The sequence below is a fragment of the Marinobacterium sp. BA1 genome (assembly GCF_041155135.1).
GTDB classification, from domain to species: domain Bacteria; phylum Pseudomonadota; class Gammaproteobacteria; order Pseudomonadales; family Balneatricaceae; genus Marinobacterium; species Marinobacterium iners.
This window is the reverse complement of record NZ_BAAFHC010000001.1, coordinates 1,235,224-1,261,470: the sequence shown is the minus strand read 5'-3', so window position 1 is coordinate 1,261,470 and position 26,247 is coordinate 1,235,224. Positions and strand designations below refer to the sequence as shown.

The following is a 26,247-nucleotide window of genomic DNA, read 5'->3' as shown; positions in this document are numbered from 1 at the left end:
TAAGCCGATTCAGTTACCGACAGGACGAATGATCAAAAGCACGCCCATATGCGGGTGATCAATGTAATGTATCTCGTTGGAGCGCATGCGGCGGGCATCCTGCAGCAGCCATGCAGCAGGGCTATAGCGGTCGCTGCTGTCGGTTTCAGACAGTGTCGGCTGCATCGATCCGTGGCTGCTTAGTTGCAAGCTTGGCTGAGCGTGCAGAAAGCGATTGCGGTAGATACTGATTGAACCGTCCAGCTCGTAGCCTTCAGTACTGGCTTTGATGCGCACGGGTCGTGCCTGGCTTTTGCTGCCAATGGATTGTAGCCATCCGCTGTGATACAGCACTTTGTACTCGCCGCTGCGGGCCAGACGGCTGGCATCTGCACTCAAACGCAGATCGTTGCGTGGCAGCTCCTCAAAGGCCTGTAGAGGGTAGCCGTCCCAGCTGCGTGGGAATACGGCACCACTGACGTCGGCAGGTGCGATATCCGGCCAATATTCCTCGTTCACACCGATTCCGTTTTGATTGGCAAACACCAGCATTTCGACCTTGTACAGGTTGGCGGCGCTGGCCATTGCCGTCAGGCTTGAAAGGGTTACCAGTGTCAGGGTGCGTTGCAGTAAACCGGGCATAGGATTACTCTTTTTCTTTGGGTGACAGTTGGGTGAGCAGTGACTCGACCGCTTCAAAGCGGGACGCGACCTTTTCCATGGGTTGAGTAAACCGCAATACGCTGGCACCGTCCAGACGGAAGCGCTGAGGTTGGCGCTGAATCATGGTGATCAGTGTCAGTGGATCGATGTTCGGCTCGGCTTCAAACTCGATGCGACCGGCCTTGTCGCCGGCATCAAGCTTGACGATGCCCAGGGCTTCCGCTTTCAGTTTGAGATGCGTCAGTCTCATCAGGTTGCGGGTCGGTTCGGGCAGCAGGCCAAAGCGATCAATCATTTCAACCTGCAGTTCATCAAGTGCGTTGGCATCAGCAGCATTGGCGATGCGTTTGTAGATGATCAGTCGATTATGTACGTCCGGCAGATAGTCATCCGGAATCAGTGCGGGCAGGTGCAGGTTGATCTCGCAGCCATGATGCAGGGGTTTGTCCAGATCAGGAGTCTTGCCCTCGCGGATCGCCTTGATCGCCTGATCCAGCATTTCCATATACAGACCGAAGCCAACGCTTTGCATCTGACCGCTTTGCTCTTCGCCCAGCAGCTCGCCCGCACCGCGGATCTCCAGGTCATGGGTGGCAAGGGTAAAACCGGCTCCAAGGGTGTTGGCCTCGCTGATCGCTTCCAGTCGTTTGATCGCATCCTGTGTTATGGCCCGAACGGGCGGTGTCAACAGATAGGCGTAGGCCTGATGGTGAGAGCGGCCCACACGACCCCGCAGCTGATGCAGCTGGGCCAGGCCGAATTTGTCGGCGCGATCAATGATAATGGTGTTGGCACTGGGTACATCAATGCCGGTTTCAATGATGGTGGTGCAGACCAGTACGTTAAAGCGCTTGTGATAAAAGTCGCTCATGACCTGCTCCAGTTCACGCTCGCGCATCTGGCCATGGCCAATGGCCACCCTTGCTTCCGGTACCAGAGCCGTTATCTCCTCGGCAACCTTCTCGATCGTCTTGACCTCGTTGTGGAGGTAGTATACCTGGCCGCCACGCAGCAGCTCACGCAGGATCGCTTCCTTCACCATTGGCGCATCATTCTGGCGCACAAAGGTTTTGACCGACAGGCGGCGGGCTGGCGGGGTGGCAATAATCGACAAATCACGGATACCGGACATGGCCATGTTAAGCGTTCGTGGAATCGGGGTTGCCGTCAGGGTCAGAATATCGACTTCTGAACGCAGCGATTTGAGTCGCTCTTTTTGTTGGACGCCAAAGCGGTGTTCTTCATCAATAATCAACAGTCCCAGATCACTGAAACGGATATCCCCCTGCAGCAGTTTATGCGTGCCGATCAGGATGTCGACCTTGCCCTCGCTGAGTGCGAGAAGAGTGGCCTGTTGTTGTTTGGCGCTTTTGAAGCGCGAAATCAGCTCCACTTCAACGGGCCAATCGGCAAAACGGTCACGGAAGTTTTCAAAATGCTGTTGTGCCAGCAGCGTGGTGGGTACCAGTACGGCGACCTGCTTGCCACTCTGTACCGCGATAAAGGCCGCGCGCATGGCAACCTCAGTCTTGCCGAAGCCGACGTCGCCACACACCAGCCGATCCATGGGCGCCGCAGCGCGCATGTCACCTACCACTGCATTAATGGTATTGGCTTGGTCCGGGGTTTCCTCAAATGGGAAACTGGCTGCAAAGCGCGCATATTCAGCCTCGCTGCAATCAAAACTGAACCCCTTGCGTGCAGCACGGCGTGCATAGATGTCGAGCAGCTCGGCAGCAGAGTCACGAACCTTTTCGGCTGCCTTGCGCCGTGCCTTGCTCCACTGCTCTGTCCCCAATCGGTGCAATGGGGCTGATTCGTCGCTGGCACCGGAGTACCGACCGATCAGATGTAGTGAGGATACCGGCACATACAGTTTGGCCTCATCGGCATATTCAAGCACCAGAAATTCGGCAGGCTGTTGATCGACACTAATGGTTTGCATGCCCTGATAGCGGCCAACACCATGATCAAGGTGCACTACCGGTGCACCTATGGTCAGTTCTGACAGGTGGCGAATGGCCTGATCCGAGTCGATCTGCTGTTTTTCACGCCGACGACGTTGAAATACCTGGCGTCCGAATAGCTGTGTCTCTGTGATCAGCTGCAGCTGGCCTGGTATGAACAGTCCACGCTCCAGTGCGAAGGTGGTGATGGCCAGGTTGGGCCTTTGTGAGATGAAATCCGACCAGTTATCACACTCAGCAAGATCAAGTCCGGCCTTGCGTGCATGTTCCAGCAAGGCCTCACGGCGACCGGCTGACTCCGCACAGATCAGGATCGGCGTAGTGTCATGCTGTCGATATGCCTGAAGAGAGGCCAGCGGTGTCTGGCGGTCATCCGTGCTGAAGTCGGGCAGGTCGACACAGGGCAGGTTGTCACGGCCAGGCTTGAGCTCTTCTGCCTCTTCATTGAGACGGATGACGGGGCGTTGTCGCAGAGTGCTGAAAAGCTCTTCAGCTGAAAGAAACAGCTCGTCAGGGGAAAGTATCGGGCGCTGCAGGTCACCTCGGCGTTCATCGTGGCGTTGGCGTACATCATGGTAGAAGTGTTCGGCTGCCGAGTTGAGTTGTCGGTCATGAAGAATCAGTGTGTTTTCGGGCAGATAGTCAAACAGGGTTGCTGACTGTTCGAAAAAGAGTGGGGCGTAGTATTCGATACCCGGCGGCGTCAGTCCGCTGGATACATCCTGGTATATGGGGCAGCGGGTGTGATCCACATCAAAGCGTTCACGCCAGCGCTGCTTGAAGCGGGTGATGGCATCTTGATGAAACAGGAACTCTTTTGCAGGCAACAGTCTTACCCGATCCACCTTGTCGATGGAGCGTTGGCTTTCCGGGTCAAATGTTCGGATGGTGTCAATTTCATCATCGAACAGGTCGATGCGCAGCGGCAACTCAGATCCCATGGGATACAGGTCGATAATTGCGCCGCGGATGGTAAATTCACCATGCTCATAGACAGTATCTACGGCAGTGTAGCCGGCGTCCGTGAAGCGTTGGCGCAAGGCGATGCTGTCGAGTTTCTGTCCAGGCTCAAGAAACAGAGCGCTGGCGGTAATGAAGCTCAGTGGGGGAAGGCGGTGCATCAGTGTGCTGATCGGCAGAATCAGTACACCGTGTTTCTGTTCCGGGAGTTGGTGCAATGTCTGGATGCGTGTGGAAATAATGTCCTGATGCGGTGAAAAACTGTCATAGGGCAGAATCTCCCAGTCGGGCAGCAAGCGCACCGGCAGTTGGTCACAACTGTAGAACCTGACCTCATTCTGCAGCCGCTCCGCGCTTTCCATATCTTGACAGATCAGCAGCATCAAGCCGTTATGACGGCAAGCGATCTGCTGTGTCAACAGGCCGGTGGCACTGCCCTGTACCTGACCCAGACGGCGGATGTCACCGGGGCCCTTGGGTAATGGAAAGTTGAATTCGACCGCCAATGCTGTCTCTCCCTTCAGGTTGTAAAGGCGAGCAGTTTAACCGTTGAAACTGCAAAACGCAGCCTCACGACAGCAAGGGGACCAAAGTCTAGCCTTGTCAGGTTTGCCCCGACCGTGTGAAAAGAGGATAATGCGCGCACCCAAATTGAGCGTTGACAATTTCGGAGTTACCCCGTGAGCCAAGAACTGATTTTTGCAGACTGGAAAGCCCGTGAAGCGATCGCGGAAGCGATGGTGCCGCTGGTGGGTCGTCTGTATCGTGACCGAAACGTAGAGATCTCTGTCTATGGTCGTCTGATCGTCAAGCGGTCTGTGATCAATATTCTCAAGGCACATCGTTTTGTGCGCCAGCTGGAAGCTGAAGAGCTGTCCGTAGTGGATACCTTCCCGGTACTGGAAGCCGTGGCCGAAATGGATGTGACCAATGCTCACATCGATATTGGCAAACTGGCGGTAAAATTCCGCAACGAAGGTAATGGCCGCACCCTGCAGGCCTTCCTTGCTGATGAACTGGCCGACGCTTCTACCGAGCCGGCTGAAGCGCACGAATCGACCGATGTTGTATTGTACGGCTTTGGCCGTATCGGTCGCCTGTTGGCGCGTCTGATGCTGGATCGTGCTGGCGGTGGCCATTCCCTGCGCCTGCGTGCCATTGTTGTACGCAAGGGTAACGCCGATAACGATCTTGAGAAGCGTGCCAGTCTTCTGCGTCGTGACTCGGTTCACGGCTCCTTCAAGGGCACCATCCAGATCGATGAAGAAAGCAATGCGATCATCGCTAACGGCAATTACATTAAGGTGATTTTTGCCGATGGTCCGGACCAGGTTGACTATACCCAGTACGGCATCAAGAACGCGCTGGTGATCGACAACACCGGCAAATGGCGCGATGAAGCAGGCTTGTCACTGCACCTGCAGTCCAAGGGTGTCGCACGTGCGCTGTTGACGGCGCCGGGTAAGGGCGTCAAAAACATTGTTATGGGTGTTAACCATAACGACATCAATGATGATGACCGTGTGCTGTCCGCTGCCTCATGTACCACCAACGCTATCGTGCCGGTACTGAAAGCGGTTAATGATCAGTTTGGTGTCGTGAATGGACATGTTGAAACTGTGCATTCCTACACCAACGACCAGAACCTGATCGACAACTACCACAAGGGTGATCGCCGCGGTCGTGCGGCTGCGCTGAACATGGTTCTGACCGAGACCGGTGCTGCCAAAGCCGTTGCCAAGGCGCTGCCGGAGCTGGAAGGCAAGCTGACCGGTAATGCGATCCGCGTGCCGACGCCGAACGTGTCAATGGCGATCCTGAACCTGAACCTGGAAAAGTCCACCGACAAAGACGAGCTGAATGCCTTCCTGCGCGATGCAGCACTGCACTCTGATCTGCAAAAGCAGATCGACTACAGCAACTCGCCGGAAGCGGTTTCCAGTGACTTTGTAGGATCGCGTGCGGCTGGTGTGGTCGATGCCCTTGCAACCATCGTGGATGGCAATCGTTGCGTGCTGTACGTATGGTATGACAACGAATTTGGTTACAGCTGTCAGGTGGTCCGCATGGCACAGCATCTGGCCAAGTGCACTTTGCAGGCGTTCCCGAAAAACAGCAAGTAAGCGTCTGTTTGCCTGTGCTGTTGAAAAGGGCTGCCCGTGTTGGGTGGCCTTTTTTGTTTCTGAGATATCTTATTCTTAAATATAATATCCATATTCCTATACGGTCTATTCGTATATACCTTTTTATCACTCTGTTCCAGCTCAGGAAATCAGTGGCTTGTAGAAAAACGACAAGGGTGTCGGTTATACTTGTGCGGATTTTTAGGTGGGAATCCTGCGTCTGTTTCCCGGCACGGAAGGCTGGTTTTATTTTGGCTGACCGCGTTTGGGCGGGGGCGTGATCTCCTGAATATTTTTGATAGTTGGGTGAGACGAATGATCAAGATCAATAAGGGTCTGGATCTACCGATTGCAGGTGCGCCCGAGCAGACCATCAGTGATGGTCCCGCTGTACGCACTGTGGCTCTCCTTGGCCAGGATTATGTCGGCATGAAGCCGTCAATGAAGGTCAAAGAGGGTGACCGGGTGAAACTCGGTCAGGTGATCTTTACCGATAAAAAAACAGAAGGGGTCCAGTATACGGCTCCGGGCGCCGGTGTGGTCCGTGCGATCAACCGTGGCGAACGACGTGTACTGCAATCCGTGGTCATTGAGCTGGACGAACAGGAAGAAGCGGTCGAATTCCCTCGATATTCTGCCGATGAACTGGGCAGTCTGACACGCGAGCAGATCGAAGAAAGCTTGCAATCATCCGGTCTCTGGACTGCGCTGCGTACCCGTCCTTTCAGTCGTGTGCCTCAGGTCGGTACCACGCCTCACTCCATTTTCGTTACTGCGATCGATACTAATCCGTTGGCAGCCAGTCCTGAGCTGATCATCAATGAACAGGCTGACGCATTTACCAACGGCCTCAAGCTGCTGACCTGTCTCAGCGGTGGCAAGGTGTATCTCTGCAAGGCTGCCGGCGCCAACGTGCCGACAGCGGATGGTGTTGATGTGGCCGAGTTCGTCGGCAAGCATCCTGCTGGAAATGCCGGTACACATATACACTTCCTGGACCCGGTGTCGCAGCAGAAAACAGTCTGGACCATCGGTTATCAGGACGTGATCGCACTTGGACGCCTGTTTACTGAAGGTCGTCTGCCGGTCGAGCGTGTTGTTGCGTTGGCAGGTCCTCAGGTTGAGAAGCCGCAGCTTGTGCGCACTCGTATTGGGGCTTCTACCGAGGAGTTGATTGCCGGTCGGTTACTGCCGGGCAAAAACCGTGTTATCAGCGGCTCTGTCTGGAACGGCCGTGCAGCACTGGGACCTCATGCCTTTTTGAGCCGTTATGCCAATCAGGTGAGCGTGCTGCTGGAAGGTGACAAGCGCGAGTTTATGGGCTGGATTGCCCCTGGCAGCAATAAGTTCTCTGTCTTGAACATGTTTGCGTCCGTGCTTTCACCGGGCAAGAAATTCAACTTCACCACAACGACAAACGGATCCGAGCGGGCGATGATCCCCGTAGGTCAGTTTGAAACGTTGATGCCGCTGGATATCCTGCCGACTCAGTTGCTGCGTGCACTGGTGACCGGCGATATCGTGACCGCGATGCAGCTCGGTTGTCTTGAGCTGGATGAAGAGGACCTCGCACTGTGCACGTTTGCGTGCCCTGGTAAGTACGAGTACGGTCCGATTCTTCGCGACAACCTGACGCGCATCGAGAAAGAGGCGTAAGAGAGGCTGGTCATGAGTTTAAGAACCGTTCTGGATAAAATGGAGCCGCATTTCCATAAAGGCGGCAAATACGAGAACTGGTACGCCCTGTATGAAGCAGTGGATACCATTTTTTACACACCCGGCCAGGTCACCAAAAACGCCGCTCATGTACGTGATGGTGTTGACCTGAAGCGCATCATGATTCTGGTGTGGCTGTGTACTTTCCCGGCGATCTTCTTCGGGATGTACAACATAGGCCTGCAGGCCAATACCGCCATGGTGGATTTGGGCCTGACCGAGTCTACCGGCTGGCGTGGTGCGCTGGCTGCATCACTGACCGGGTTCAGCCCGGACAGCGTGTGGGACAACATCATTCACGGTGCTGTCTACTGGCTACCGATTTATGCAGTGACATTTATTGTTGGTGGCTTCTGGGAAGTGCTGTTTGCCATGAAGCGCGGGCATGAAGTGAACGAAGGCTTCTTCGTGACCTCCATCCTGTTCTCGCTGATTCTGCCGCCGACCATCCCGCTGTGGCAGGTTGCACTGGGTATCAGCTTCGGTGTGGTGATCGGTAAGGAAGTATTCGGCGGTACCGGCAAAAACTTCCTCAACCCGGCGTTGACCGGTCGTGCATTCCTCTTCTTTGCCTACCCGGCACAGATGTCAGGTGATGCGATCTGGACCGCTGTTGACGGCTTCTCTGGAGCAACCCCGCTGGGTCTGGCTGCCATGGGCGGCGTTGAAGCGATTCTGGCTGCGAACGTAACCTGGTTCGATGCTTTCATCGGTACCATTCAAGGCTCGGTGGGTGAAACTTCCACTCTGGCGATTCTAATCGGTGGTGCGGTTATCCTGTTTGCCCGGATTGCGGCTTGGCGAATCGTTGCGGGCGTATTCCTTGGCATGGTGGCCACGTCCACGCTGTTCAACCTGATCGGCTCCGATACCAACCCGATGTTCAACATGCCGTTCTATTGGCACTTGGTTCTGGGTGGCTTCGCTTTCGGTATGATTTTCATGGCGACCGACCCCGTGTCTGCATCCATGACCAACACCGGCAAGTGGTTCTTCGGCGCGCTGATCGGTGTGATGGTAGTGCTGATCCGTGTGGCCAACCCGGCGTTCCCGGAAGGTATGATGCTGGCCATTCTGTTTGCCAACCTGTTTGCACCGCTGATCGACAACTTCGTTGTCCAGGCGAACATTAAGCGGAGGATGAAGCGTAATGTCGGCTAATAACGATACTATGGGTAAAACCCTGCTGGTCACCATCCTGCTGTGTGTTATCTGCTCGGTAGTGGTGTCGGCGGCGGCGGTAATTCTCAAGCCCAAGCAGGTTGCCAACAAAGAACTGGACCGCAAGAGCAACATTCTTGCTGCGGCCGGTATCAGTGATCCTGCCAAGAGCGTTGACGAGCTGTTCCAGCAAATCACGACCAAATATGTTGATCTGGAAACCGGCAAGTTCGTTGATGTTGCGTCCAGTTATGACGAAACCAAGGCTGCAAAGGATCCTGCGCAGAACATTCGTCTGAGCCGTGATGAAGATCAGGCCGGTATCAAGACCATTGCGCGTGTGCAACCGGTCTACCTGGTTGAAAGTGCCAACGGCGCTGTCGAGAAGGTAGTCCTGCCGGTTCATGGCAAGGGTCTTTGGTCCACCCTTTACGGATTCCTGGCGCTGGAAGGCGATCTGAACACCGTTGTAGGGCTTGGCTTCTACTCGCACGCCGAGACCCCGGGGCTGGGTGGCGAAGTCGACAATCCTGCCTGGAAAGCGCTATGGCCAGGTAAGGAAGTCTACGGTGAAGACAAGATGGATCCGAAAATCCAGCTGATCAAGGGCAGTGTTGACGCCTCTACAGCCGATGCCGAGCACAAGATCGACGGTCTGTCTGGGGCTACGCTGACCGGCAACGGTGTCACCAACCTGGTTCAGTTCTGGATGGGCGAGAATGGCTACGCGCCGTTCCTGAACAACCTGCGTGCAGGGGAGGCTTAATCCATGTCCAAGACTAAAGACGTTCTGGTAACGCCAATCTTCAAGAACAACCCGATCGCTCTGCAGATTCTGGGTGTATGTTCTGCGCTGGCGGTTACCTCCAACATGGCGACGGCGCTGGTCATGACCCTGGCGGTTATGGTGGTAACGGCGTTCTCGAACTTTTTCGTATCGCTGATCCGTAACCACATTCCGGGCAGTATCCGTATCATCGTGCAGATGACCATTATTGCCTCGCTGGTAATCGTGGTAGACCAGTTCCTGAAGGCCTTTGCTTACGAGATCTCCAAGCAGCTGTCGGTATTCGTTGGTCTGATTATTACCAACTGTATCGTGATGGGTCGCGCTGAAGCCTATGCGATGAAAAATCCGCCGATCCCGAGCTTTCTGGACGGTCTCGGCAACGGTATGGGCTACGGTGTGGTGCTGCTGTTCGTCGGTTTCTTCCGTGAGCTGTTCGGCTCAGGCTCGTTGTTCGGTATTGAAATCCTGCCGTTGGTCAACAACGGGGGCTGGTATCAGGGCAACGGTCTGCTATTGCTGCCGCCGAGCGCATTCTTCCTGATCGGCATGTTCATCTGGATCATCCGTACCTGGAAGCCGGAGCAGGTTGAAAAGCCGGAGTACGAAATGGCTCCGAACACCAAGAAGGAGGCTGCGTAAATCATGGAACAGCTGATCAGCCTTGCTGTTAAGGCGATTTTCGTTGAAAACATGGCCTTGGCCTTCTTCCTCGGGATGTGTACCTTCCTGGCGATTTCGAAGAAGGTACAGACCGCCATTGGTCTGGGTATTGCCGTTATTGTGGTGCTGGTCATCACGGTGCCGGTGAACAACCTGATCTATAACCACCTGCTGCGTGAGGGTGCACTGGCGTGGGCCGGTTATCCTGAAGTGGACCTGAGCTTCCTGGGCTTCATCTCCTACATTGGCGTAATTGCCGCGATTGTGCAGATTCTGGAGATGTTCCTGGACAAGTTTGTACCGGCCCTCTACAACGCGCTGGGCGTATTCCTGCCGCTGATTACCGTGAACTGCGCCATCATGGGTGCTGCTTTGTTCATGGTTGAGCGTGACTACACCTTCGGTGAGAGTGTCGTCTACGGCGCTGGCGCTGGTATCGGCTGGGCGCTGGCCATCGCTGCGCTGGCAGGTATCCGTGAAAAGCTGAAGTACAGCGATGTGCCGCACGGTCTGCGTGGTCTGGGTATAACCTTCATTACCGTGGGTCTGATGTCTCTCGGCTTCATGTCCTTCTCCGGCGTACAGCTGTAACCGGTTGGCATGAATAGCGAAAAGGATGGGATGAACCGATGAATACAGAAGTCATCATTCTCGGTGTAGTGATGTTCACGGCGGTGGTGCTTGCACTCGTAGCCGTAATCCTCGCTGCCCGAGCCAAGATGGTCAGCTCCGGCAATGTGACCATCGAGATCAACGACGATCCGGAAAAATCGATCACTGTTCCTGCAGGCGGCAAGCTGCTGCAAACTCTGGCTGACAAGGGGATTTTCCTTGCGTCTGCCTGTGGTGGTGGCGGTACCTGCGCGCAGTGCAAATGTCAGGTGCTGGATGGTGGTGGCTCCATGCTGCCGACCGAAGAATCCCACTTCACCCTGCGTGAGGGCAAGGAAGGCTGGCGTTTGTCCTGCCAGGTCGCCGTTAAGCAGGATATGAAGGTCCACGTGGAAGATGATGTCTTCGGCGTGAAGAAGTGGGAGTGCACTGTTGAATCCAACCCGAACGTGGCAACCTTCATCAAGGAGCTGACTCTGCGTCTGCCTGAAGGTGAGAACGTGGATTTCCGCGCCGGTGGTTACGTACAGTTGGAAGCACCGCCGCATGAAGTGCACTACAAGGATTTCGATATCCAGGAAGAGTTCCGCGGCGACTGGGACAAGTTCGATATGTGGCAGTTTGTCTCCAAGGTGGATGAGCCGGTTATCCGTGCCTATTCAATGGCAAACTACCCGGAAGAGCGTGGACTGGTTAAGTTCAATATTCGTATTGCCTCGCCGCCTCCGGGCAGCCAGGGCATTCCGCCGGGGCAGATGTCTTCTTACGTCTTCAGCCTGAAGCCGGGGGACACCATTACTGTTTACGGACCCTTCGGTGAGTTCTTCGCCAAGGAAACCGATAATGAGATGGTCTTCATCGGTGGTGGTGCTGGCATGGCACCAATGCGCTCACACATCTTTGATCAGCTCAAGCGTCTTAACTCTACGCGCAAGATCTCCTTCTGGTACGGTGCTCGATCCGTACGTGAGGCTTTCTATGTGGAAGAGTTCGACAAGCTGGCTGAAGAGAATGAGAACTTTACCTGGCATCTGGCCCTGTCCGATCCTCTGCCGGAGGATAACTGGACCGGCTATACGGGCTTCATCCATAACGTGCTGTATGAACACTATCTGAAGGAGCATGAGGCCCCTGAGGATTGCGAATACTACATGTGCGGACCGCCAATGATGAATGCATCCGTTATCAAGATGCTTGAAGATATGGGTGTCGAGCCTGAGAATATCCTGCTGGACGACTTTGGTGGCTGATATTGATGGCTAATCAGATACGTCTGACAAAATGGCTGGCAGCTTCGCTGCTGGCCGTTTTTGTTTTGGGGCTGCTGGGGTGTGACAGTCGCCCCCGAGAGCGCATTGTTTCCTTTGACGGTTTAACGATGGGAACCAGCTTTAGTGTGAAGTGGGTTGCCGAGGATGACACCCGTGTTGCCTCGATTCGTGCCAAGGCCGGTGCTTTGCTGGCTGAAGTCAATCGTCAAATGTCGACCTACATTGACGACTCGGAGCTGTCGAAACTCAATAGTGTTGAGCCTGGTTATGCTCAGACCATTCCTGCCGAGCTGATGTTTGTACTGCAGGAGTCGCAACGGATCAGTGAGTGGACCGACGGTGCGTTTGATGTAACCGTAGGCCCGCTTGTGAACCTCTGGGGGTTTGGGCCGGATGGCCGGATAATACATGCACCGACGGACGAGCAGATTGAGTATTTGCGGGAGCGGATTGGGTACCGGTTTGTTGAGCTGATACCTGCAACCCGACAGGTTCGGCGTCTCGGTGAGCAGTACATTGACCTTTCAGCAATCGCCAAGGGCTATGGTGTAGACGCACTGGCCAATCTGCTGGAGCAAGAGGGAGTTGATCGCTACCTGGTTGAAATTGGAGGTGAATTGCGAGCAGAGGGGCTTAAACCGGACGGTTCAGCCTGGAAACTTGCGATCGAGGCGCCTGTGGCCGGCGCTGAGCGTGTGGCTCAGACGATTATAAGCCTTGAAAGTGATGCGGTCGCGACGTCAGGCGATTATCGTAACTATTTTGAAGAAGATGGTGTACGTTACTCCCATACCATTGATCCCCGCACCGCGCGTCCCATCACTCACCGCCTGGCTTCGGTAACGGTGATCAGGCCCACCTGTGCAGAGGCAGACGCACTTGCCACTGCACTCATGGTGATGGGAGAGGAACAGGGGTACAATTTTGCTATCGAACATAATGTGAAGGCCTTTTTCATCAGCAAGGGTGCTGAGGGGTTTATAACCCGCGCCACGCCTGATTTTGAGGCCTATCTGAACTGATAATGCTCGGAGGTATGTAATGGAAACCATGATTCTGACCTTCGCTGCGCTGCTGTTGATCATCACAGCCATGTCTGTGGGGGTGTTGATGGGGCGTAAGCCAATTACCGGTTCCTGTGGCGGCATGAGTGCCGTTGGCATGGATACCGTATGTGACATCTGTGGCGGTGATCCGAACAAGTGTGATGAAGAGCAGGAGCGCCAACAGGGCAATGTTGGTGGTGATCTTGCCTATGAGGTTAAAGCTAAAGGTTAATGAGGTGTGATCTTGTACCATCAAGACACACCAATCGCCAAAGAAGGCCATAAATGCTTATTTATCATAGCTTTCGTACCATACCGACTACCATCAAGATGCACTGAAGTGCACCGACGCTCACAAAAAAATGTGGGCCATGTTTGGGCCAGTTGTGGCGCAGAGGATGATATGTGGCACAAATCCACCATGGATGGATTGAAGGGCTGTCGGTTGAGGTGCGTACCAGGTTACCGATACCATTAATCCATCTCTTTTTCTTCGGGTTATGCCGAAGAATCAAAGGCCTTCTACTATCGTGCTCTACATAAGTACCGCGGTGTCGTGGAGAGAAAAATCAGGCCGTTCCCAGTGGTCGATTGATCAGGCAAAAGCTAAGGCCTCTGAAATGGCTGCAAGCTTTATGCCGGTATAGATCCTGAAACTGCCAAAAAGGAAGAAGCCAAGAATAAGCAGGCTGCATTGACGCCCAATCACGTTATCGGTGATTGGCTGGCTGATTTTCAGCAAAAGATTGACGATGGTAAGCGTAGGCCGCGTACCTTTGAGGCATACACCGATATTTATGAAAGCCACCTGCATTCGCAGGTGGGCTTAAGAGACATCCTGCTGGCATATATTCACTGCAGGCCTCGCAGTTACCTTTACATTTTTCTCAACGAATGCACGACACTGGTCATACCCCAAGTACATCCGGCTCACAGTCGTCTGGCAGGTTGATCAGCTTGTACTTCGGGTAACAGTAGAGCACGGGACCGGCGGGGACAAATGAACATGAAATAAACATAGGCAATTAAACCCTCATGACACTACGAGTGTAATTGGTTCCGTGACCACTCCTTTTTAAGTACTTATTATTCTAATGACCAGTTCTTACAGAAGTTGAACATATCACGATCACCCCAGACATTTCTTAGAGGTTCTCCAGATATCTTCATGATTAAAGACCGTGTTTTATTTTTGTCACGAGCAAGGCATGAAAATTTTGCAAAATTATTAATATTCCATTGATCTGGATATTTTGCCAATACATCATCAATACCTTGACTCATCTTATCCCAAGAAATTAATGACTTTGTAAAGAGTTGATCGCCGTAAAGCGACTGTGATACGTACCAATAGACTCGAGCATACATGCCAACGCCTTCGGTTTCACGAGTTAGCTCAACAGATCTGGCTGCAAAACTTTCCATCATTTCTAGAGACCCATGCCATCTCGGAGCAAATCTGTTTATAGCAGAGAAATAAATTGGATAGTAATAAGGGTGTAAATCAAGAGCCTCGTCAAGAATATTATTGTAAATATCATCGTCCACTCCTAATCCTTTGGCTACTTCAAGCTTTGCTTCGTACCAGTTAGGATCTTTTGAGGATCGATCTTTGAAATTATCTAAGTGATTTGACGCTTGATTAAGAAATTTATAAAATAAAGCCCATTGTTGCTTATCTACAGTGTTTGCATATCCGGCCCCTCTATAATACCAAGCTTTTCGCAGGAGTATTTTAGAATAATATATTTGGGCTGTAGCGGACTGAGGATATTCTTCAATCCAAGAAGTATATCGATCATCATGAAAGCCCCAATATTGATCTTCATTGGGAATTTTGCTATTGCCTGAGATTTCAGTAATTCCTGCATAAATGAATCCAATTTTCCATACTCCACTAGGAGTTCTTGCATTGGAGTTAGAGTATTGTTCTACAAGTTCTTCTAAAGCCCCGAAATTTTGAGAAACGAGATGCTCTCGGGCCTTATTCATAATGGAGTTTCGAACTTCATGTTCTGTCAGAATTTTTTGGGATGACGCTACATTTGGTATTAATAATATTGTTAATAAAAATAGTAAATTTTTCATCTAACCTCCTCAACAGCTTCAATATTAGCAAGTATGTTTTAAGCCTAAAGAATAATTGTGAACGAATCTGATAAATTAAAGAAATAAAATTAGATATCAAAGCCGATCATTTATAATCATGCAGCGATTCAGTGCATCGCTGTATGGTCCGGCTTGAGCTGTGGTAGAGGCGGAGATAGATGGCAATATAGTGGTAAGAAGCTTTTTCATGTATTCATTCCTTTGAATATTGGGTCGAGCATGAGTTCTAGAATAGCTGAAACGCTGTGGCTTGGCCACTGGTGCTGGGGTGGGTAATCAGGAGTCTTCCACCGCTAGGGTCGAATCCACTCCTCCCTGTGCACATCTACATATTATGGCGACTCAATGGTTACATTGACGCTTCCTTTCTGCAGTGGTGGACCGTAACCTTGATATCGTGATCCAGTAGCAACGACTCGCCTTCTTTTAGTGTGAAGGTAATGGATGTTGTCCGTGCCTTGTACACCTTTGTGTACATTTCTATCTGAGCTTTAATCTATTCCACCGGCCGGCACAAGTCAAATCGATCCTGATCTGGGATTATTGTCGTTTGCCCGCGGCAGCTGTGACAGATAAGATTACGGCACCAGTGGGCGCGACTGCAGCGACACCCAGTCTCGATTCCGGCTCATGAATTCAAACTACTGTAGGCTATGAGTGGGCCAAAATTTTAAATTTGTCTGTAAAGGCAGTGGTTTGGGGCTTATGCCTAAAAGCTAATTGGCTGTTGTCGGCAGTATCTCTATGCTGGTCAGCAACCAAGGGCGGAGTAGTTGGCTCCGATCTCGTTTTCTACTAAGGGGAAAGTAATGGCTGTGTATGACTATGATGTCGTTGTGATTGGCTCCGGTCCGGCTGGCGAAGGCGCTGCGATCAATGCTGCCAAGCAGGGCCGCCGTGTTGCCATTGTCGAAGAGCAGAATACCGTGGGCGGGAACTGTACTCACAAGGGCACGATTCCCTCCAAGGCATTGCGACACTCGGTCAAGCAGATCATTGAGTTCAACACTAACCCCATGTTCCGTGATATCGGCGAGCCACGCTGGTTTTCTTTTCCCAAGGTGCTAAAGCGTGCTGAGAAGGTAATCTCCAATCAGGTTATGCTGCGGACCAATTTCTACGCCCGCAACCGGGTTGATGTGTTTTTCGGCCGTGCTCACTTCCAGAAGCCTGGTGAGATTGAGGTAGCGGGAGAGCATAATTCGAAGGAAACCTTGCGCAGCCGTAACTTTGTGATCGCAACCGGCTCCAGTCCCTGGTGCCCACCGGATATCGATTTCGCGCATCCGCGTATTTATAACTCCGATACCATTCTCAAGCTGAGTCACACACCGCGTACGCTGGTGATTTTTGGCGCCGGCGTCATAGGCTGTGAATACGCGTCCATTTTCAGTGGTCTTGGGGTTAAGGTTGACCTGATTGATATGCGTGATCGACTGCTTTCATTCCTTGATGATGAAATCTCCGATGCGTTGAGCTATCACCTGCGCAACAACGCTGTAAAAATTCGTCATAACGAAGACTACAAATCGGTTACCGGCGATGCGCATGGTGTCACCATCGAATTGCAATCCGGTAAGAAGATACGTGCCGATGCGTTTCTCTGGTGCAATGGCCGCAGTGGCAATACGGCGGGTCTGGGGCTCGACAAGATTGGACTTGAAGCCAACAGCCGGGGTCAGTTGGCAGTCGATGAACACTATCGCACCGAGGCCGATGGGGTGTATGCGGTCGGTGATGTGATCGGTTGGCCGAGCCTGGCATCGGCTGCCCTGGATCAGGGGCGGTCTGCATCGGCTGACATGTTGTCAGCGGATGATTTCCGCTATATCAATGATGTCCCGACCGGCATCTATACCATCCCGGAGATCAGCTCCATCGGCAAAACAGAAGAGGAGCTGACAGCGGAATGTGTACCCTATGAAGTTGGGCAGGCGTTTTTCAAGGACACGGCACGTGCCCAGATTTCCGGTGAACCTGTAGGCATGCTGAAGGTGCTCTTCCATCGTGAAACGTTTCAGATTCTTGGTATCCACTGTTTTGGCGATCAGGCTTCGGAGATCATTCACATTGGCCAGGCGATCATGAGCCAGTCGGGTGAGGCGAATACACTGAAATATTTCATCAACACAACCTTCAACTATCCGACCATGGCTGAAGCCTACCGTGTTGCTGCTATTTCCGGGCTCAACAGGGTTGCGAACCTTTAAGCAACCGACTTTGGTGTGTTGGATTTTTCAGCCGGGCCCAGCCCGGCTGTTTCATTTCTGCTTTGGAGGCAGATAGACACCATCTTCGTAATAACGCCCCTTCACCTTGAGACGCTTTTCAATCCAACGGTTATAGTATTTCCACAGCAGAAAGCCGGGTGTCATCAGTGCCATGATGGCGACCATAAGTCCGGCGCCTGCATGTGACTCAGGAAACAGGCCGCTTATCCAGTCCAATATGCCCAGTGAACGCCCAATCACGAACCATGCAATCAGACCGGCAAAACCGGCTCCCATGGCCAGCAGGTAGAGTTTTGGATGAGGCGTAGGTGTGGGGACATTATTCATGCTCATTCCTGATAGAGCTCGTTCTGGCGTTGTCGAGCCTGTGCTTCAAGAATCAGGCGGGCAAGTTGGGTGCGACAGTTTTCAGGCATATGCAGGAACTCTGCAGCAACTTCGAAGCCTTCGGCCTGGGCCTCGGAACGAATCACACGAGCATAGAGCATCATGCCAAGCCTTGACTCGGTGAATACCAGTTTAAGGGCCAGTGCCTGTCCCGGCTCCAGTGACTGCTGAGACAAAAAATTGATGCCGCCTTCACTTAGGTTGATGAACTGAGGTTCCCCCTGGTCCAGCTTCAGGCTGTCGGCAGTCAGTGCTTGTGCAATCAGTTCTATCTTTCTGTTAAGGGACTGGAGGTAGGCGCTCAGGGGAGCAGAGCTCTCACTGATCCGGTGCAGATAATGGCTACATTCGGCATCGATTGCGTGCAATTGTGCCTGCAATGAAAAATAGGCAGATACCTCAAATTGGAACGGCTGATTTGAATGAGCCACATCCTCGTCACTGACACATTTGTGTTCAATGATGACCGGATGATCGATCCGATAGTATTGACGCCTTTCAGACACGTTAATACTCCTGCGGTTAGTGATAGAATCGCGTAACATTCAGTATAACCAACATAGTGTCGCTGCTGTTAGAGCTGCGGCCACAACAGTGATTGAAACCGGCCACATGTACAGACCTTTGTCGCTTTTTGTCGGACTGCGCTATACCGCAGCCAGACGCGGGAATCATTTCATCTCCTTCATTTCACTTGTATCGATGCTCGGGCTGATGCTGGGCGTGGCGGCGCTCATTCTGGTGCTCTCTGTCATGAATGGATTTGATCGCGAGCTTCGTCAGCGTATTCTCGGCATGGTGCCGCATGCCACGCTTGGAGCCTATGGAGATGAAGGTCTTGATGGCTGGCAAGAGCTGGCCACGGAAATTCGTCTCGAGCCAGGAGTAGCTGGTGTAGCGCCGTTTGTCCAGGCCCAGGGCATGTTGACCAGTTATGGTCGAGTACAGGGCGTGCAGGTCAATGGCATCGACCCACGGGTTGAGAATGAAGTGTCGATAATCAGCGATCATATGCAGCAGGGTGAGACCGGGTTGCTGCAGGCGGGGGAGTACAACATCGTGTTGGGCGAGTTGCTTGCCAGGTTTCTTGGTGTCAGTGTGGGTGACAAGGTGACACTGGTGTTGCCCGAAGCTTCGGTCAGTGTGGCAGGTGTGGTTCCCCGCATGAAACGTTTTACGGTGGCGGGCCTGTTCTCGGTGGGTGCCGAACTGGATGCCAATCTGGCGTATATCCATATCGACGATGCCGCCAGACTCAAGCGAATGCAACCGGGGCGGGTGGATGGACTCCGGCTTAAACTGGACGATCTGTTCAAGGCACCAGAGCTTGCCAGAAGGGTAGCAATGGCGCAGGAACGGCCGTTTTATGTCAGCGACTGGACCCGTACCCACGGCAACCTGTTTCAGGCCATTCAGATGGAAAAGCGCATGATTGCGCTGCTGTTGCTTTTGATTGTGTTTGTGGCTGCGTTCAATATTGTGTCCACACTGGTGATGGTAGTCACAGACAAGCGTTCGGATATTGCGATTTTGCGCACCATGGGCGCAACTCCTGCCAGTATCCTGCGGATTTTTATGGTGCAGGGCGTTTTGATCGGCTTCATTGGAACGGCACTCGGCGTTGGGCTTGGGGTCACATTGGCACTGACCGTGACTGACCTGGTGGCTTGGGTTGAGCGCATGCTGGGAATCCAGTTTCTGTCATCCGAGGTCTATTTTATCAGTTACCTGCCCTCTGAGCTGGTGTGGTCGGATGTTGGGCTTATTACCTCTGCCGCTCTCCTGATTAGCTTTGTCGCCACGCTTTATCCAGCCTGGAGAGCATCACGAACCCAGCCCGCGGAGGCCCTGCGTTATGAGTGAGCCAGTGCTCAGCTGTCGTAATATCAACAAGCGTTATGAAGAAGCGGGTAATACAGTCGAAGTGTTGCACGACATTAGTCTGACCGTCGCTGTGGGAGAGCGCGTAGCCATAGTGGGTAGTTCGGGCAGCGGCAAAAGTACCCTATTGAATATCCTCGGCGGATTAGATACGCCGGATAGTGGTGAAGTTGAAGTGGCAGGTCAGGCGTTGTACTCGATTTCCGAAACGCAACGATGTCGTTTGCGTAACCAGTCGCTTGGGTTTGTGTATCAGTTTCATCACTTGCTGCATGAGTTTACGGCACTGGAAAATGTGGCAATGCCACTTCTAATCGGAGATATGAACTCCAAACAGGCGATCGAACGTGCCGAGCAGTCACTGGTGCGGGTTGGTCTTGGGCACAGGCTTGCGCACAAGCCAGCCCAGCTCAGTGGCGGGGAGCGTCAACGTGTGGCTATTGCCAGAGCATTGGTGATGGAGCCGGCCTGTGTCTTGATGGATGAGCCTACCGGCAACCTGGACCGACATACGGCGGCTGATGTTCAACACTACTTGGATGAGCTTAATCAGACGCTTGATACGGCATTTGTTATTGTGACACATGACATGCAGCTGGCTGAAAGAATGGGGCGCGTGTATGAGCTGGTGGATGGGCGTTTTGACGCCTGAATCCTTGCTCAGGTATTGTCCTTTGGTCGGCGGCTGCGTGACAGTATGCGGCGGCGCCAGCTCTTGTTGACATGCCAGATCCAGAAACGGTTTATCAGAAAGTAACCGATCAGGCCGCTGAGAACCCCGCATATGATGGAGCCCACTAAAAGGGGCCACCAGATGGATGTAAGCTCGGTCTGAAGGGTCTGCAGGTTCCAGCTGTGCTCACTGGCAATGCCGCGTTCAATGCCCAGCACCCAAACGCCGAGACGGTAGGAAAGATAAAAGATGGGCGGCATTGTCAGAGGATTGGTAATAAACACCAGCCCGACTGATATCGGCAGATTGCTGGAGACTAGCACGGCGATCAGTGCCGCGACCAACATCTGCCCTGGTATGGGCAGGAATGCACAGAAAAGCCCCACCAAAAAGGCACGCGCAACGGACTTGCGTGTGAGGTGCCAGAGGTTGGGGTCATGCAGATGACGGCCGAGCCAACCCAAGTGACGGTGGTTGCGCAGCTTGTGTTCGTCGGGCATGAATTTTCGGATCAGCTTTCGAGGCATGAGAAACAGTCGCGGCCAGAGTCTGAAAGTGGCCACATTATGACGCCTGTGCTCTGCCAAGCCAACTCGGAGATCAAGGATGATCGCGTATATCGGCGGAATTCTTACAGTAGCACTGTTGCCGTCACTGACCTATGCCGCATTGTTGGCTCTGTTGCTGCTACTATTGCGCTTCAAGCGGCTTCGCCAATCGCTTCTGTTTTATCTCCTTGGTGTGGCTGTTGCTGCTATTTGGGGTGCCTGGCAGTTGCATCATCGTTTGCCATCTAGCCCTCAAGCGCAGGATCTGCAGATTACCGGTCGAGTGGACAGTCTGGTTCAGCGCGATGACCAGCGGCAGGTATTTGAGCTTGCGGTCCTGACTGTAGAGTCGGATTTACCCACTCATCAACGGCTGCGACGCATTCGGCTCAGTGTTTACCATACTGATATCCGTTTCGGCTTTGGTGATGAGATCAAGGCCGTCATACGTCTTCGCGCTCCAAGGGGACTACACAACCCCGAAGCAAGAGATACTGAACGCTACTACCTTGCTTCGGGTCTTGATGCGCGCGGGTATATCCGCACGCTTGTGAAGCATAAACCTGCAGAATCTTTCGGTGTGGGTGTGGTGCGTATGAGAGTCAAAAACTGGCTGCACGAGCAATTTGAACCACAGGCAGCAAACACCTTAAGTGCATTGATCATTGGTGATCGCACAGGGCTGGATGATCAGCACTGGGAATGGCTGCGCCGTATCGGAACTGCACATTTGCTGGTCGTCAGTGGTTTGCATATTGCCGTAATGGCAACGCTGGGCTGGCTGTTTGGACGGCTGATCGCGGTGCCCCTGCAGTTGTGCGGTTGGATGGGGTGCAGTCGCTGGCTGCCAACCGCTGCTGCCTTGCTGCTGGCGACTCTGTATGCGGCACTGGCAGGCTGGGGATTACCAGTACAGCGCGCGTGGCTAATGCTTGTGGTGTTTCTGCTGGGTAACTGGCAATTGTTGAGCCTGTCAGGCTGGCAGCGCCTAAAGCTTTCGTTGCTGGTGATAGTATCCGTACAGCCGCTGGCGATATTGGAGCCGGGGCTGTGGCTTTCCTTTGGCGCGGTGGCACTGATTCTCTGGCAGCTGCAGCAACGCCGGCAGCAGCCGCTCTCCTGTGTCTGGTTACGCTTGCCCGGAGAGTGGTGGCGATTACAGCTGACACTGTTTGCTGGCATGTCTCTGGTTATGGTTATGAACTTCAATCAGCTCAGTCCGGCGGGGATTGTGATGAATCTCATTGCCGTGCCTTGGATCTCGGCCACGATCTGGGCGCTGCCGGTTCTGCTTCTGTTAGTGCTTCAGTGGCCTGATGCCGCGACGCTGTTGAACTGGAACCTTGAGATGATCTGGGGGCTGCTGCAATGGGCTGCACAGATTCCAGGTCTGTTGCTGCAGGTCGGTCGCCCGAGTCTGACGTTGCTGGTGCTGGCCATTTTGGGTTCAGCAATCATATTACTGCCGCTGCCGTTTCGAATACGGGCCATCGCACTTTTGCCCTGTTTGCCGTTGCTTGTTCAGCCTGTGTCTCAGCCATCAAAAGGGCATTTCAATGCCTGGGTATTTGATGTTGGCCAAGGGCAGGCAATCCTGATTGAAACGGCAGAGGGCCGTCTTCTCTACGACACCGGTCCCGGATTTGGTAATGGACGTTCAGCCTTTGCATATACAGTGGAGCCCTATCTTCGCAGCCAGGCTCGCCCTGAACTTGAGTGGGTGGTAGTCAGTCACGCAGATGCGGATCACAGCGGAGGTTTTGCAGCGTTGCGGCAGGGATATGCAATCGGTACGTTGCTGGGAGGTGAAGAGCTTCCCAATGCACAGGTGCAGGAGTGTCGCAGCGGCAGCTGGCAAATAGGGGACATCTCGTTCACCTTGCTGGATCCCTTCGGCGACTATGCAGGCCTCAGCAGCAATGATCGCTCCTGTGTATTGAGGGTCAGCAATGGGCGCTGTTCACTGCTGCTGACCGGTGATCTGAGTCAGAGTGGTGAATATCGCCTGCTGTCGTCAGGGCAGGTTGAACCGGTTACCTGGCTGGTAGCGGGGCATCATGGCAGTCGTGATTCCACTGCAGGGGCGTTATTGGATTACGCCATGCCAGAACATGTTGTGATCAGTGCCGGATATGGCAATCGCTTCGGTCATCCGCATGCGGATGTCATTGAACGCATCGAGAACCGCGAAATCCCCTGGAGCAGTACTGCCAGGCAGGGTGCGCTGCTGCTGAAAGCTGACAGTGACAGCTGTAGCGTGATCTCACACAGAGAACTTAAAAAGCGTTACTGGACAGCTGGTTAACGCCTACTCCTGCCTATGGGGCTGTGTTAGAGTTATTTCAATCAACAGGAGGTGATCTGAAGGTGTTTGAACTTATTGTCGCTGGTGGCTGGCTGATGCTGCCAATTATTGCCTGTTCAGTGGTTGCGCTGGCTATCTGCCTGGAGCGGCTGATGGTGTTGCGCCCACGGAAAATTACTCCCCCGGGACTGTTGGCCCAAGTCTGGGAGATGACGCGCAGTGGTACTCTCACTGCCGAGTACATGAGTGTTATCCGACAGGAAAGCCCACTCGGGCGCATCATTGTGGCCGGCATGAACAACTCCCGTCATGGTCGTGACATCATGAAAGAGAGTATCCAGGAAGAAGCCTCACATGTGGTGCACGATATGGAGCGGTTCCTGAACCCTCTGGGGACCATTGCTGCCATAACACCACTGTTGGGTCTGTTGGGTACTGTTATTGGCATGATCAAGGTGTTCACGGAGATCATGATTCAGGGTACCGGTAACGCCGGGGTGCTGGCTGGTGGCATCTCCGAGGCATTGATAACCACGGCGGCAGGTTTGTCTGTTGCCATCCCCGCCCTGGTCATGCACCGTTATTTCCAGCGGCGCGTCGACTCTCTGGTACTGACCATGGAGCAGGAATCGATCAAGCTGGTCGAAGCGATCCATGGTGATCGTGAAGTTGATATTCGCTAACGGAGTCCAGGGTGAAATTTCAACGTCAACGCAGGGAAGAGATCAATATCAACCTGACACCATTGATTGATGTGGTCTTTCTGCTGCTGATTTTCTTTATGATATCCACCACCTTCACGCGCGAAGCTCACCTGACCATCAGTTTGCCGGAAGCTTCTGCGGAAGGAGAAGCCCAGCAACAGACAGGCAGCATTGATGTAGTTGTAGGAGCTGAAGGGCAGTACACAATCAATGGCGAATCTTTGGTGAGCAGCGATGCCCTGACCCTGCGCCGAGCGTTGCTCAAGCTCGCGGGTGAGGCGCGCGACGTGCCATTCATTATCACGGCAGATGCCCAGGCGGCACACCAGTCGGTGGTTACCGTCATGGATGTAGCCGGAAAGCTGGGTTTCAGTAAGCTCAGCATCACCACTCAAAAAACCAGCGCCGACTGATGTCACTAGCCTCTGCCTGGTATCGCAATGCCCGTTGGTTGAAGTTGCTGAGACCACTGTCAGCGCTGGTGGAGCGGGTTTCCCGCAAGAGGTTTTCGAACCGCTTCGAAGCGTCCGCGGAAAATCAGCTGCCGGTCCCTGTGATCATCGTGGGCAATATCAGTGTAGGGGGAACGGGCAAGACTCCGCTTACCATCGCGTTGATTGAACTGCTGCGAAGGCACGGCTGGACACCGGGCGTTATCAGTCGAGGCTATGGCGCCAAGCCGGCGTGCTACCCATGGCCAGTTACATCTTCTACTTCAGCCCGGGAAGGGGGAGATGAGCCCTGTCTGATAGTGCGGCGAACAGGAGTGCCACTGTATATTGATCCGAATCGCGTTGCGGCTGCACGTGAGCTTCTGCAGCATCATGCCTGCGATGTTCTGATCAGTGACGATGGCCTGCAGCACTATGCATTGCCGCGTACGGTTGAAATCGCAGTGATAGACGGTGCTCGAGGGCTTGGCAATGGGCGCTGTCTGCCGGAGGGACCTCTGCGTGAGCCTCCAGAACGGCTGCAGCTGGTGGATCTCGTGGTCGTCAATGGCCCGCTTTCACCAACCGCACGAAAGCAGCTGACTGATCTTCGCCTGCCATGGTGCCCAATGAATCTTGAAGCTGGAAAACTGTATCCGCTTGCTGGTGGTGACGCGATAACGGCCGATACCTGGCCACTTGAGCGACGTGTCGATGCGGTAGCTGGTATTGGTAACCCGGCCCGTTTTTTTCAAACTCTGCGTGAACTGGGCTTTGATCCGATTGAGCACCCTATGGCTGACCATGCAAACCTGAATGAAGATGCACTCAGCTTTGGATCCGGGTTACCGTTGATCATGACCGAGAAAGATGCGGTAAAATGCAGCCAGTTCGATCTTGCCAATGGCTGGGCTCTTAGAGTGGATGCCCAGCTGGATGCTCATGTAGAGCAGACCTTGCTGACACGCCTGACCTCCAGGTCGGCACAACCCACAGGACACAAAGATGGATCCGAAACTGCTTGATATTCTCGTTTGCCCAGTCTCCAAGGCACCGCTTGAGTGGAACAGGGAAAGCAATGAGCTGATCTGCCGTGCCAGCGGCCTGGCCTACCCGATCAGAGACGATATTCCGGTCATGCTGGAGTCCGAGGCCCGTACCCTGACGACCGATGAACGACTCAAAGAGAGCAAGTAAGCCATGAGTTTTTCAGTTGTCATTCCTGCTCGATATGCTTCCAGCCGCTTTCCGGGCAAGCCGCTGGCGGATCTTGCCGGCAAACCGATGTTGCAACATGTCTATGAGCGTGCCTGTGAAAGTGAAGCAGTTCGCGTCATCATTGCAACGGATGATGAGCGTATTGCACATGTTGCCCAGAACTTTGGCGCTGAAGTATGCATGACTTCAGACGACCATCCTTCCGGTACTGACCGGCTGCAGGAGGTCGTTCACAAGCTGGGGTTTTACGCCGACGATATTGTGGTGAACGTTCAGGGCGATGAACCCTTGATTCCACCCAGAATCATCAACCAGGTTGCACACAACCTTATGGCACTGCCGATGGCTGGAATTGCAACCCTGTCCGAGCCGATCGAAACGGTTGATGCGCTAGTCAACCCCAACGTAGTCAAGGTGGTGACCGACCACCAGGGCATGGCACTGTATTTCAGTCGCGCACCAATACCTTGGCCGCGTGACAGCTTCATGAGCGAGGTAGGTCGGTCCACCATGCCGGAAGGTTTTTCCTGGCAAAGGCATATTGGCCTGTATGCCTATCGGGTCAAGTTGCTGAATGACTTTGTTCGTTGGCCACCAGCACCCTTGGAACAGACCGAATGCCTGGAACAGCTGCGTGCACTCTGGAATGGTGTTGGCATCCATGTGGATTCGGCTGATGAAACACCGCCTGCAGGGGTTGATACGCCTGAAGATCTGGAACGCATCCGCCAGCTGTTGGTACTTAAATAGCAGGGGTAGGGATGACTAAACCAACGCGCATTCTTTTTGTTTGCTTAGGCAATACACGAACA

The 26,247-nt window shown here is 53.4% G+C and carries 25 protein-coding genes; 18 read left to right on the top strand and 7 right to left on the bottom strand.

Annotated elements, in window-relative coordinates:
* Positions 1–9: 9 nt before the first annotated feature.
* Both ACAM29_RS06200 and mfd read right to left on the bottom strand, forming a co-directional pair.
* Complete coding sequence (locus ACAM29_RS06200) at positions 10–621, bottom strand: peptidoglycan binding protein CsiV (protein ID WP_369623570.1); 612 nt, start codon at positions 619–621, stop codon at positions 10–12.
* A 4-nt stretch (positions 622–625) separates the two neighbouring features.
* Entirely contained in the window at positions 626–4,075 is a 3,450-nt protein-coding gene (gene mfd / locus ACAM29_RS06195; protein WP_369623569.1) for a transcription-repair coupling factor, read from the bottom strand.
* 174 nt (positions 4,076–4,249) lie between these two features.
* On the opposite strand from mfd, the gene ACAM29_RS06190 reads away from it, so the two are divergent.
* From ACAM29_RS06190 to nqrM, 9 genes are all read left to right on the top strand, one after another.
* Positions 4,250–5,692, top strand: coding sequence for a glyceraldehyde-3-phosphate dehydrogenase (locus ACAM29_RS06190; protein ID WP_091824384.1), 1,443 nt, complete (start codon positions 4,250–4,252; stop codon positions 5,690–5,692).
* A 315-nt stretch (positions 5,693–6,007) separates the two neighbouring features.
* Complete coding sequence (locus ACAM29_RS06185) at positions 6,008–7,348, top strand: Na(+)-translocating NADH-quinone reductase subunit A (protein ID WP_369623568.1); 1,341 nt, start codon at positions 6,008–6,010, stop codon at positions 7,346–7,348.
* A gap of 12 nt (positions 7,349–7,360) precedes the next feature.
* Entirely contained in the window at positions 7,361–8,569 is a 1,209-nt protein-coding gene (locus ACAM29_RS06180; RefSeq protein WP_369623567.1) for an NADH:ubiquinone reductase (Na(+)-transporting) subunit B, read from the top strand.
* Positions 8,559–9,335, top strand: coding sequence for a Na(+)-translocating NADH-quinone reductase subunit C (locus tag ACAM29_RS06175; RefSeq protein ID WP_091824373.1), 777 nt, complete (start codon positions 8,559–8,561; stop codon positions 9,333–9,335). The genes ACAM29_RS06180 and ACAM29_RS06175 overlap by 11 nt, the downstream gene beginning before the upstream one ends.
* Positions 9,336–9,338: 3 nt before the next feature.
* On the top strand, positions 9,339–9,998 hold the full coding sequence (locus tag ACAM29_RS06170; RefSeq protein WP_091824370.1) for an NADH:ubiquinone reductase (Na(+)-transporting) subunit D: 660 nt from the start codon (positions 9,339–9,341) through the stop codon (positions 9,996–9,998).
* Positions 9,999–10,610 (top strand): NADH:ubiquinone reductase (Na(+)-transporting) subunit E, encoded by a 612-nt coding sequence (gene nqrE / locus ACAM29_RS06165; protein WP_217632953.1) that lies wholly within the window; start codon positions 9,999–10,001, stop codon positions 10,608–10,610. It abuts the gene before it with no gap.
* A 38-nt stretch (positions 10,611–10,648) separates the two neighbouring features.
* Positions 10,649–11,881 (top strand): NADH:ubiquinone reductase (Na(+)-transporting) subunit F, encoded by a 1,233-nt coding sequence (gene nqrF / locus ACAM29_RS06160; RefSeq protein WP_091824365.1) that lies wholly within the window; start codon positions 10,649–10,651, stop codon positions 11,879–11,881.
* Between the two features lie 5 nt (positions 11,882–11,886).
* Complete coding sequence (locus tag ACAM29_RS06155; protein WP_206841416.1) at positions 11,887–12,924, top strand: FAD:protein FMN transferase; 1,038 nt, start codon at positions 11,887–11,889, stop codon at positions 12,922–12,924.
* Between the two features lie 19 nt (positions 12,925–12,943).
* A complete protein-coding gene (gene nqrM, locus ACAM29_RS06150) occupies positions 12,944–13,180 on the top strand; it encodes a (Na+)-NQR maturation NqrM (protein ID WP_369623566.1) in 237 nt (78 codons plus the stop codon).
* Between the two features lie 363 nt (positions 13,181–13,543).
* Here the strand turns inward: nqrM and ACAM29_RS06145 are convergent, their stop codons facing one another.
* Both ACAM29_RS06145 and ACAM29_RS06140 read right to left on the bottom strand, forming a co-directional pair.
* The gene (locus ACAM29_RS06145; RefSeq protein WP_369623565.1) at positions 13,544–13,762 is read right to left on the bottom strand and encodes a hypothetical protein; all 219 of its coding nucleotides are present in this window, start codon (positions 13,760–13,762) and stop codon (positions 13,544–13,546) included.
* 272 nt (positions 13,763–14,034) lie between these two features.
* Positions 14,035–15,036, bottom strand: a complete 1,002-nt coding sequence (locus ACAM29_RS06140) for a hypothetical protein (RefSeq protein ID WP_369623564.1) — start codon at positions 15,034–15,036, stop codon at positions 14,035–14,037.
* Between the two features lie 830 nt (positions 15,037–15,866).
* Between ACAM29_RS06140 and sthA the strand changes: the two genes are divergently transcribed.
* Positions 15,867–17,267: a Si-specific NAD(P)(+) transhydrogenase gene (gene sthA / locus ACAM29_RS06135; protein WP_091824360.1), complete on the top strand. Its 1,401-nt coding sequence runs from the start codon at positions 15,867–15,869 to the stop codon at positions 17,265–17,267.
* Between the two features lie 51 nt (positions 17,268–17,318).
* Here sthA and ACAM29_RS06130 read toward each other — a convergent pair whose 3' ends face one another.
* Both ACAM29_RS06130 and ACAM29_RS06125 read right to left on the bottom strand, forming a co-directional pair.
* Positions 17,319–17,615 carry a hypothetical protein gene (locus tag ACAM29_RS06130; RefSeq protein ID WP_091824357.1) on the bottom strand — a complete coding sequence of 99 codons (297 nt, stop codon included), beginning with the start codon at positions 17,613–17,615 and terminating at the stop codon, positions 17,319–17,321.
* Positions 17,616–17,617: 2 nt separating this feature from the next.
* Positions 17,618–18,181, bottom strand: a complete 564-nt coding sequence (locus tag ACAM29_RS06125) for a PilZ domain-containing protein (RefSeq protein ID WP_175527593.1) — start codon at positions 18,179–18,181, stop codon at positions 17,618–17,620.
* Positions 18,182–18,287: 106 nt separating this feature from the next.
* On the opposite strand from ACAM29_RS06125, the gene ACAM29_RS06120 reads away from it, so the two are divergent.
* Together ACAM29_RS06120 and lolD are read left to right on the top strand one after the other, a co-directional pair.
* Complete coding sequence (locus ACAM29_RS06120) at positions 18,288–19,538, top strand: lipoprotein-releasing ABC transporter permease subunit (protein ID WP_091824352.1); 1,251 nt, start codon at positions 18,288–18,290, stop codon at positions 19,536–19,538.
* Positions 19,531–20,208 carry a lipoprotein-releasing ABC transporter ATP-binding protein LolD gene (gene lolD, locus ACAM29_RS06115; protein ID WP_091824349.1) on the top strand — a complete coding sequence of 226 codons (678 nt, stop codon included), beginning with the start codon at positions 19,531–19,533 and terminating at the stop codon, positions 20,206–20,208. The genes ACAM29_RS06120 and lolD overlap by 8 nt, the downstream gene beginning before the upstream one ends.
* Positions 20,209–20,216: 8 nt before the next feature.
* Here lolD and ACAM29_RS06110 read toward each other — a convergent pair whose 3' ends face one another.
* Entirely contained in the window at positions 20,217–20,792 is a 576-nt protein-coding gene (locus ACAM29_RS06110; protein WP_369623563.1) for a DUF2062 domain-containing protein, read from the bottom strand.
* 43 nt (positions 20,793–20,835) lie between these two features.
* Between ACAM29_RS06110 and ACAM29_RS06105 the strand changes: the two genes are divergently transcribed.
* From ACAM29_RS06105 to kdsB, 6 genes are all read left to right on the top strand, one after another.
* A complete protein-coding gene (locus ACAM29_RS06105; RefSeq protein WP_369623562.1) occupies positions 20,836–23,082 on the top strand; it encodes a DNA internalization-related competence protein ComEC/Rec2 in 2,247 nt (748 codons plus the stop codon).
* A gap of 62 nt (positions 23,083–23,144) precedes the next feature.
* A complete protein-coding gene (locus tag ACAM29_RS06100) occupies positions 23,145–23,765 on the top strand; it encodes a MotA/TolQ/ExbB proton channel family protein (RefSeq protein ID WP_206841423.1) in 621 nt (206 codons plus the stop codon).
* Positions 23,766–23,776: 11 nt separating this feature from the next.
* On the top strand, positions 23,777–24,199 hold the full coding sequence (locus tag ACAM29_RS06095) for a biopolymer transporter ExbD (RefSeq protein WP_091824338.1): 423 nt from the start codon (positions 23,777–23,779) through the stop codon (positions 24,197–24,199).
* Positions 24,199–25,242 carry a tetraacyldisaccharide 4'-kinase gene (gene lpxK, locus ACAM29_RS06090; protein ID WP_369623561.1) on the top strand — a complete coding sequence of 348 codons (1,044 nt, stop codon included), beginning with the start codon at positions 24,199–24,201 and terminating at the stop codon, positions 25,240–25,242. The genes ACAM29_RS06095 and lpxK overlap by 1 nt, the downstream gene beginning before the upstream one ends.
* The gene (locus ACAM29_RS06085) at positions 25,223–25,414 is read left to right on the top strand and encodes a Trm112 family protein (protein ID WP_091824332.1); all 192 of its coding nucleotides are present in this window, start codon (positions 25,223–25,225) and stop codon (positions 25,412–25,414) included. Before lpxK ends, ACAM29_RS06085 begins: the two co-directional genes overlap by 20 nt.
* Positions 25,415–25,417: 3 nt before the next feature.
* A complete protein-coding gene (kdsB, locus tag ACAM29_RS06080; protein WP_369623560.1) occupies positions 25,418–26,185 on the top strand; it encodes a 3-deoxy-manno-octulosonate cytidylyltransferase in 768 nt (255 codons plus the stop codon).
* Positions 26,186–26,247 lie beyond the last annotated feature (62 nt).

Coding starts and splice junctions, on each gene's coding strand:
- ACAM29_RS06200 (WP_369623570.1), bottom strand. CDS start 621: ATGCCCGGTTTACTGCAACGCACCCTGACACTGGTAACCCTTTCAAGC.
- ACAM29_RS06185 (WP_369623568.1), top strand. CDS start 6,008: ATGATCAAGATCAATAAGGGTCTGGATCTACCGATTGCAGGTGCGCCC.
- ACAM29_RS06180 (WP_369623567.1), top strand. CDS start 7,361: ATGAGTTTAAGAACCGTTCTGGATAAAATGGAGCCGCATTTCCATAAA.
- ACAM29_RS06175 (WP_091824373.1), top strand. CDS start 8,559: ATGTCGGCTAATAACGATACTATGGGTAAAACCCTGCTGGTCACCATC.
- ACAM29_RS06170 (WP_091824370.1), top strand. CDS start 9,339: ATGTCCAAGACTAAAGACGTTCTGGTAACGCCAATCTTCAAGAACAAC.
- nqrF (WP_091824365.1), top strand. CDS start 10,649: ATGAATACAGAAGTCATCATTCTCGGTGTAGTGATGTTCACGGCGGTG.
- ACAM29_RS06155 (WP_206841416.1), top strand. CDS start 11,887: ATGGCTAATCAGATACGTCTGACAAAATGGCTGGCAGCTTCGCTGCTG.
- nqrM (WP_369623566.1), top strand. CDS start 12,944: ATGGAAACCATGATTCTGACCTTCGCTGCGCTGCTGTTGATCATCACA.
- ACAM29_RS06145 (WP_369623565.1), bottom strand. CDS start 13,762: ATGCAGGTGGCTTTCATAAATATCGGTGTATGCCTCAAAGGTACGCGG.
- ACAM29_RS06140 (WP_369623564.1), bottom strand. CDS start 15,036: ATGAAAAATTTACTATTTTTATTAACAATATTATTAATACCAAATGTA.
- sthA (WP_091824360.1), top strand. CDS start 15,867: ATGGCTGTGTATGACTATGATGTCGTTGTGATTGGCTCCGGTCCGGCT.
- ACAM29_RS06130 (WP_091824357.1), bottom strand. CDS start 17,615: ATGAATAATGTCCCCACACCTACGCCTCATCCAAAACTCTACCTGCTG.
- ACAM29_RS06120 (WP_091824352.1), top strand. CDS start 18,288: ATGTACAGACCTTTGTCGCTTTTTGTCGGACTGCGCTATACCGCAGCC.
- lolD (WP_091824349.1), top strand. CDS start 19,531: ATGAGTGAGCCAGTGCTCAGCTGTCGTAATATCAACAAGCGTTATGAA.
- ACAM29_RS06105 (WP_369623562.1), top strand. CDS start 20,836: ATGATCGCGTATATCGGCGGAATTCTTACAGTAGCACTGTTGCCGTCA.
- lpxK (WP_369623561.1), top strand. CDS start 24,199: ATGTCACTAGCCTCTGCCTGGTATCGCAATGCCCGTTGGTTGAAGTTG.
- ACAM29_RS06085 (WP_091824332.1), top strand. CDS start 25,223: ATGGATCCGAAACTGCTTGATATTCTCGTTTGCCCAGTCTCCAAGGCA.
- kdsB (WP_369623560.1), top strand. CDS start 25,418: ATGAGTTTTTCAGTTGTCATTCCTGCTCGATATGCTTCCAGCCGCTTT.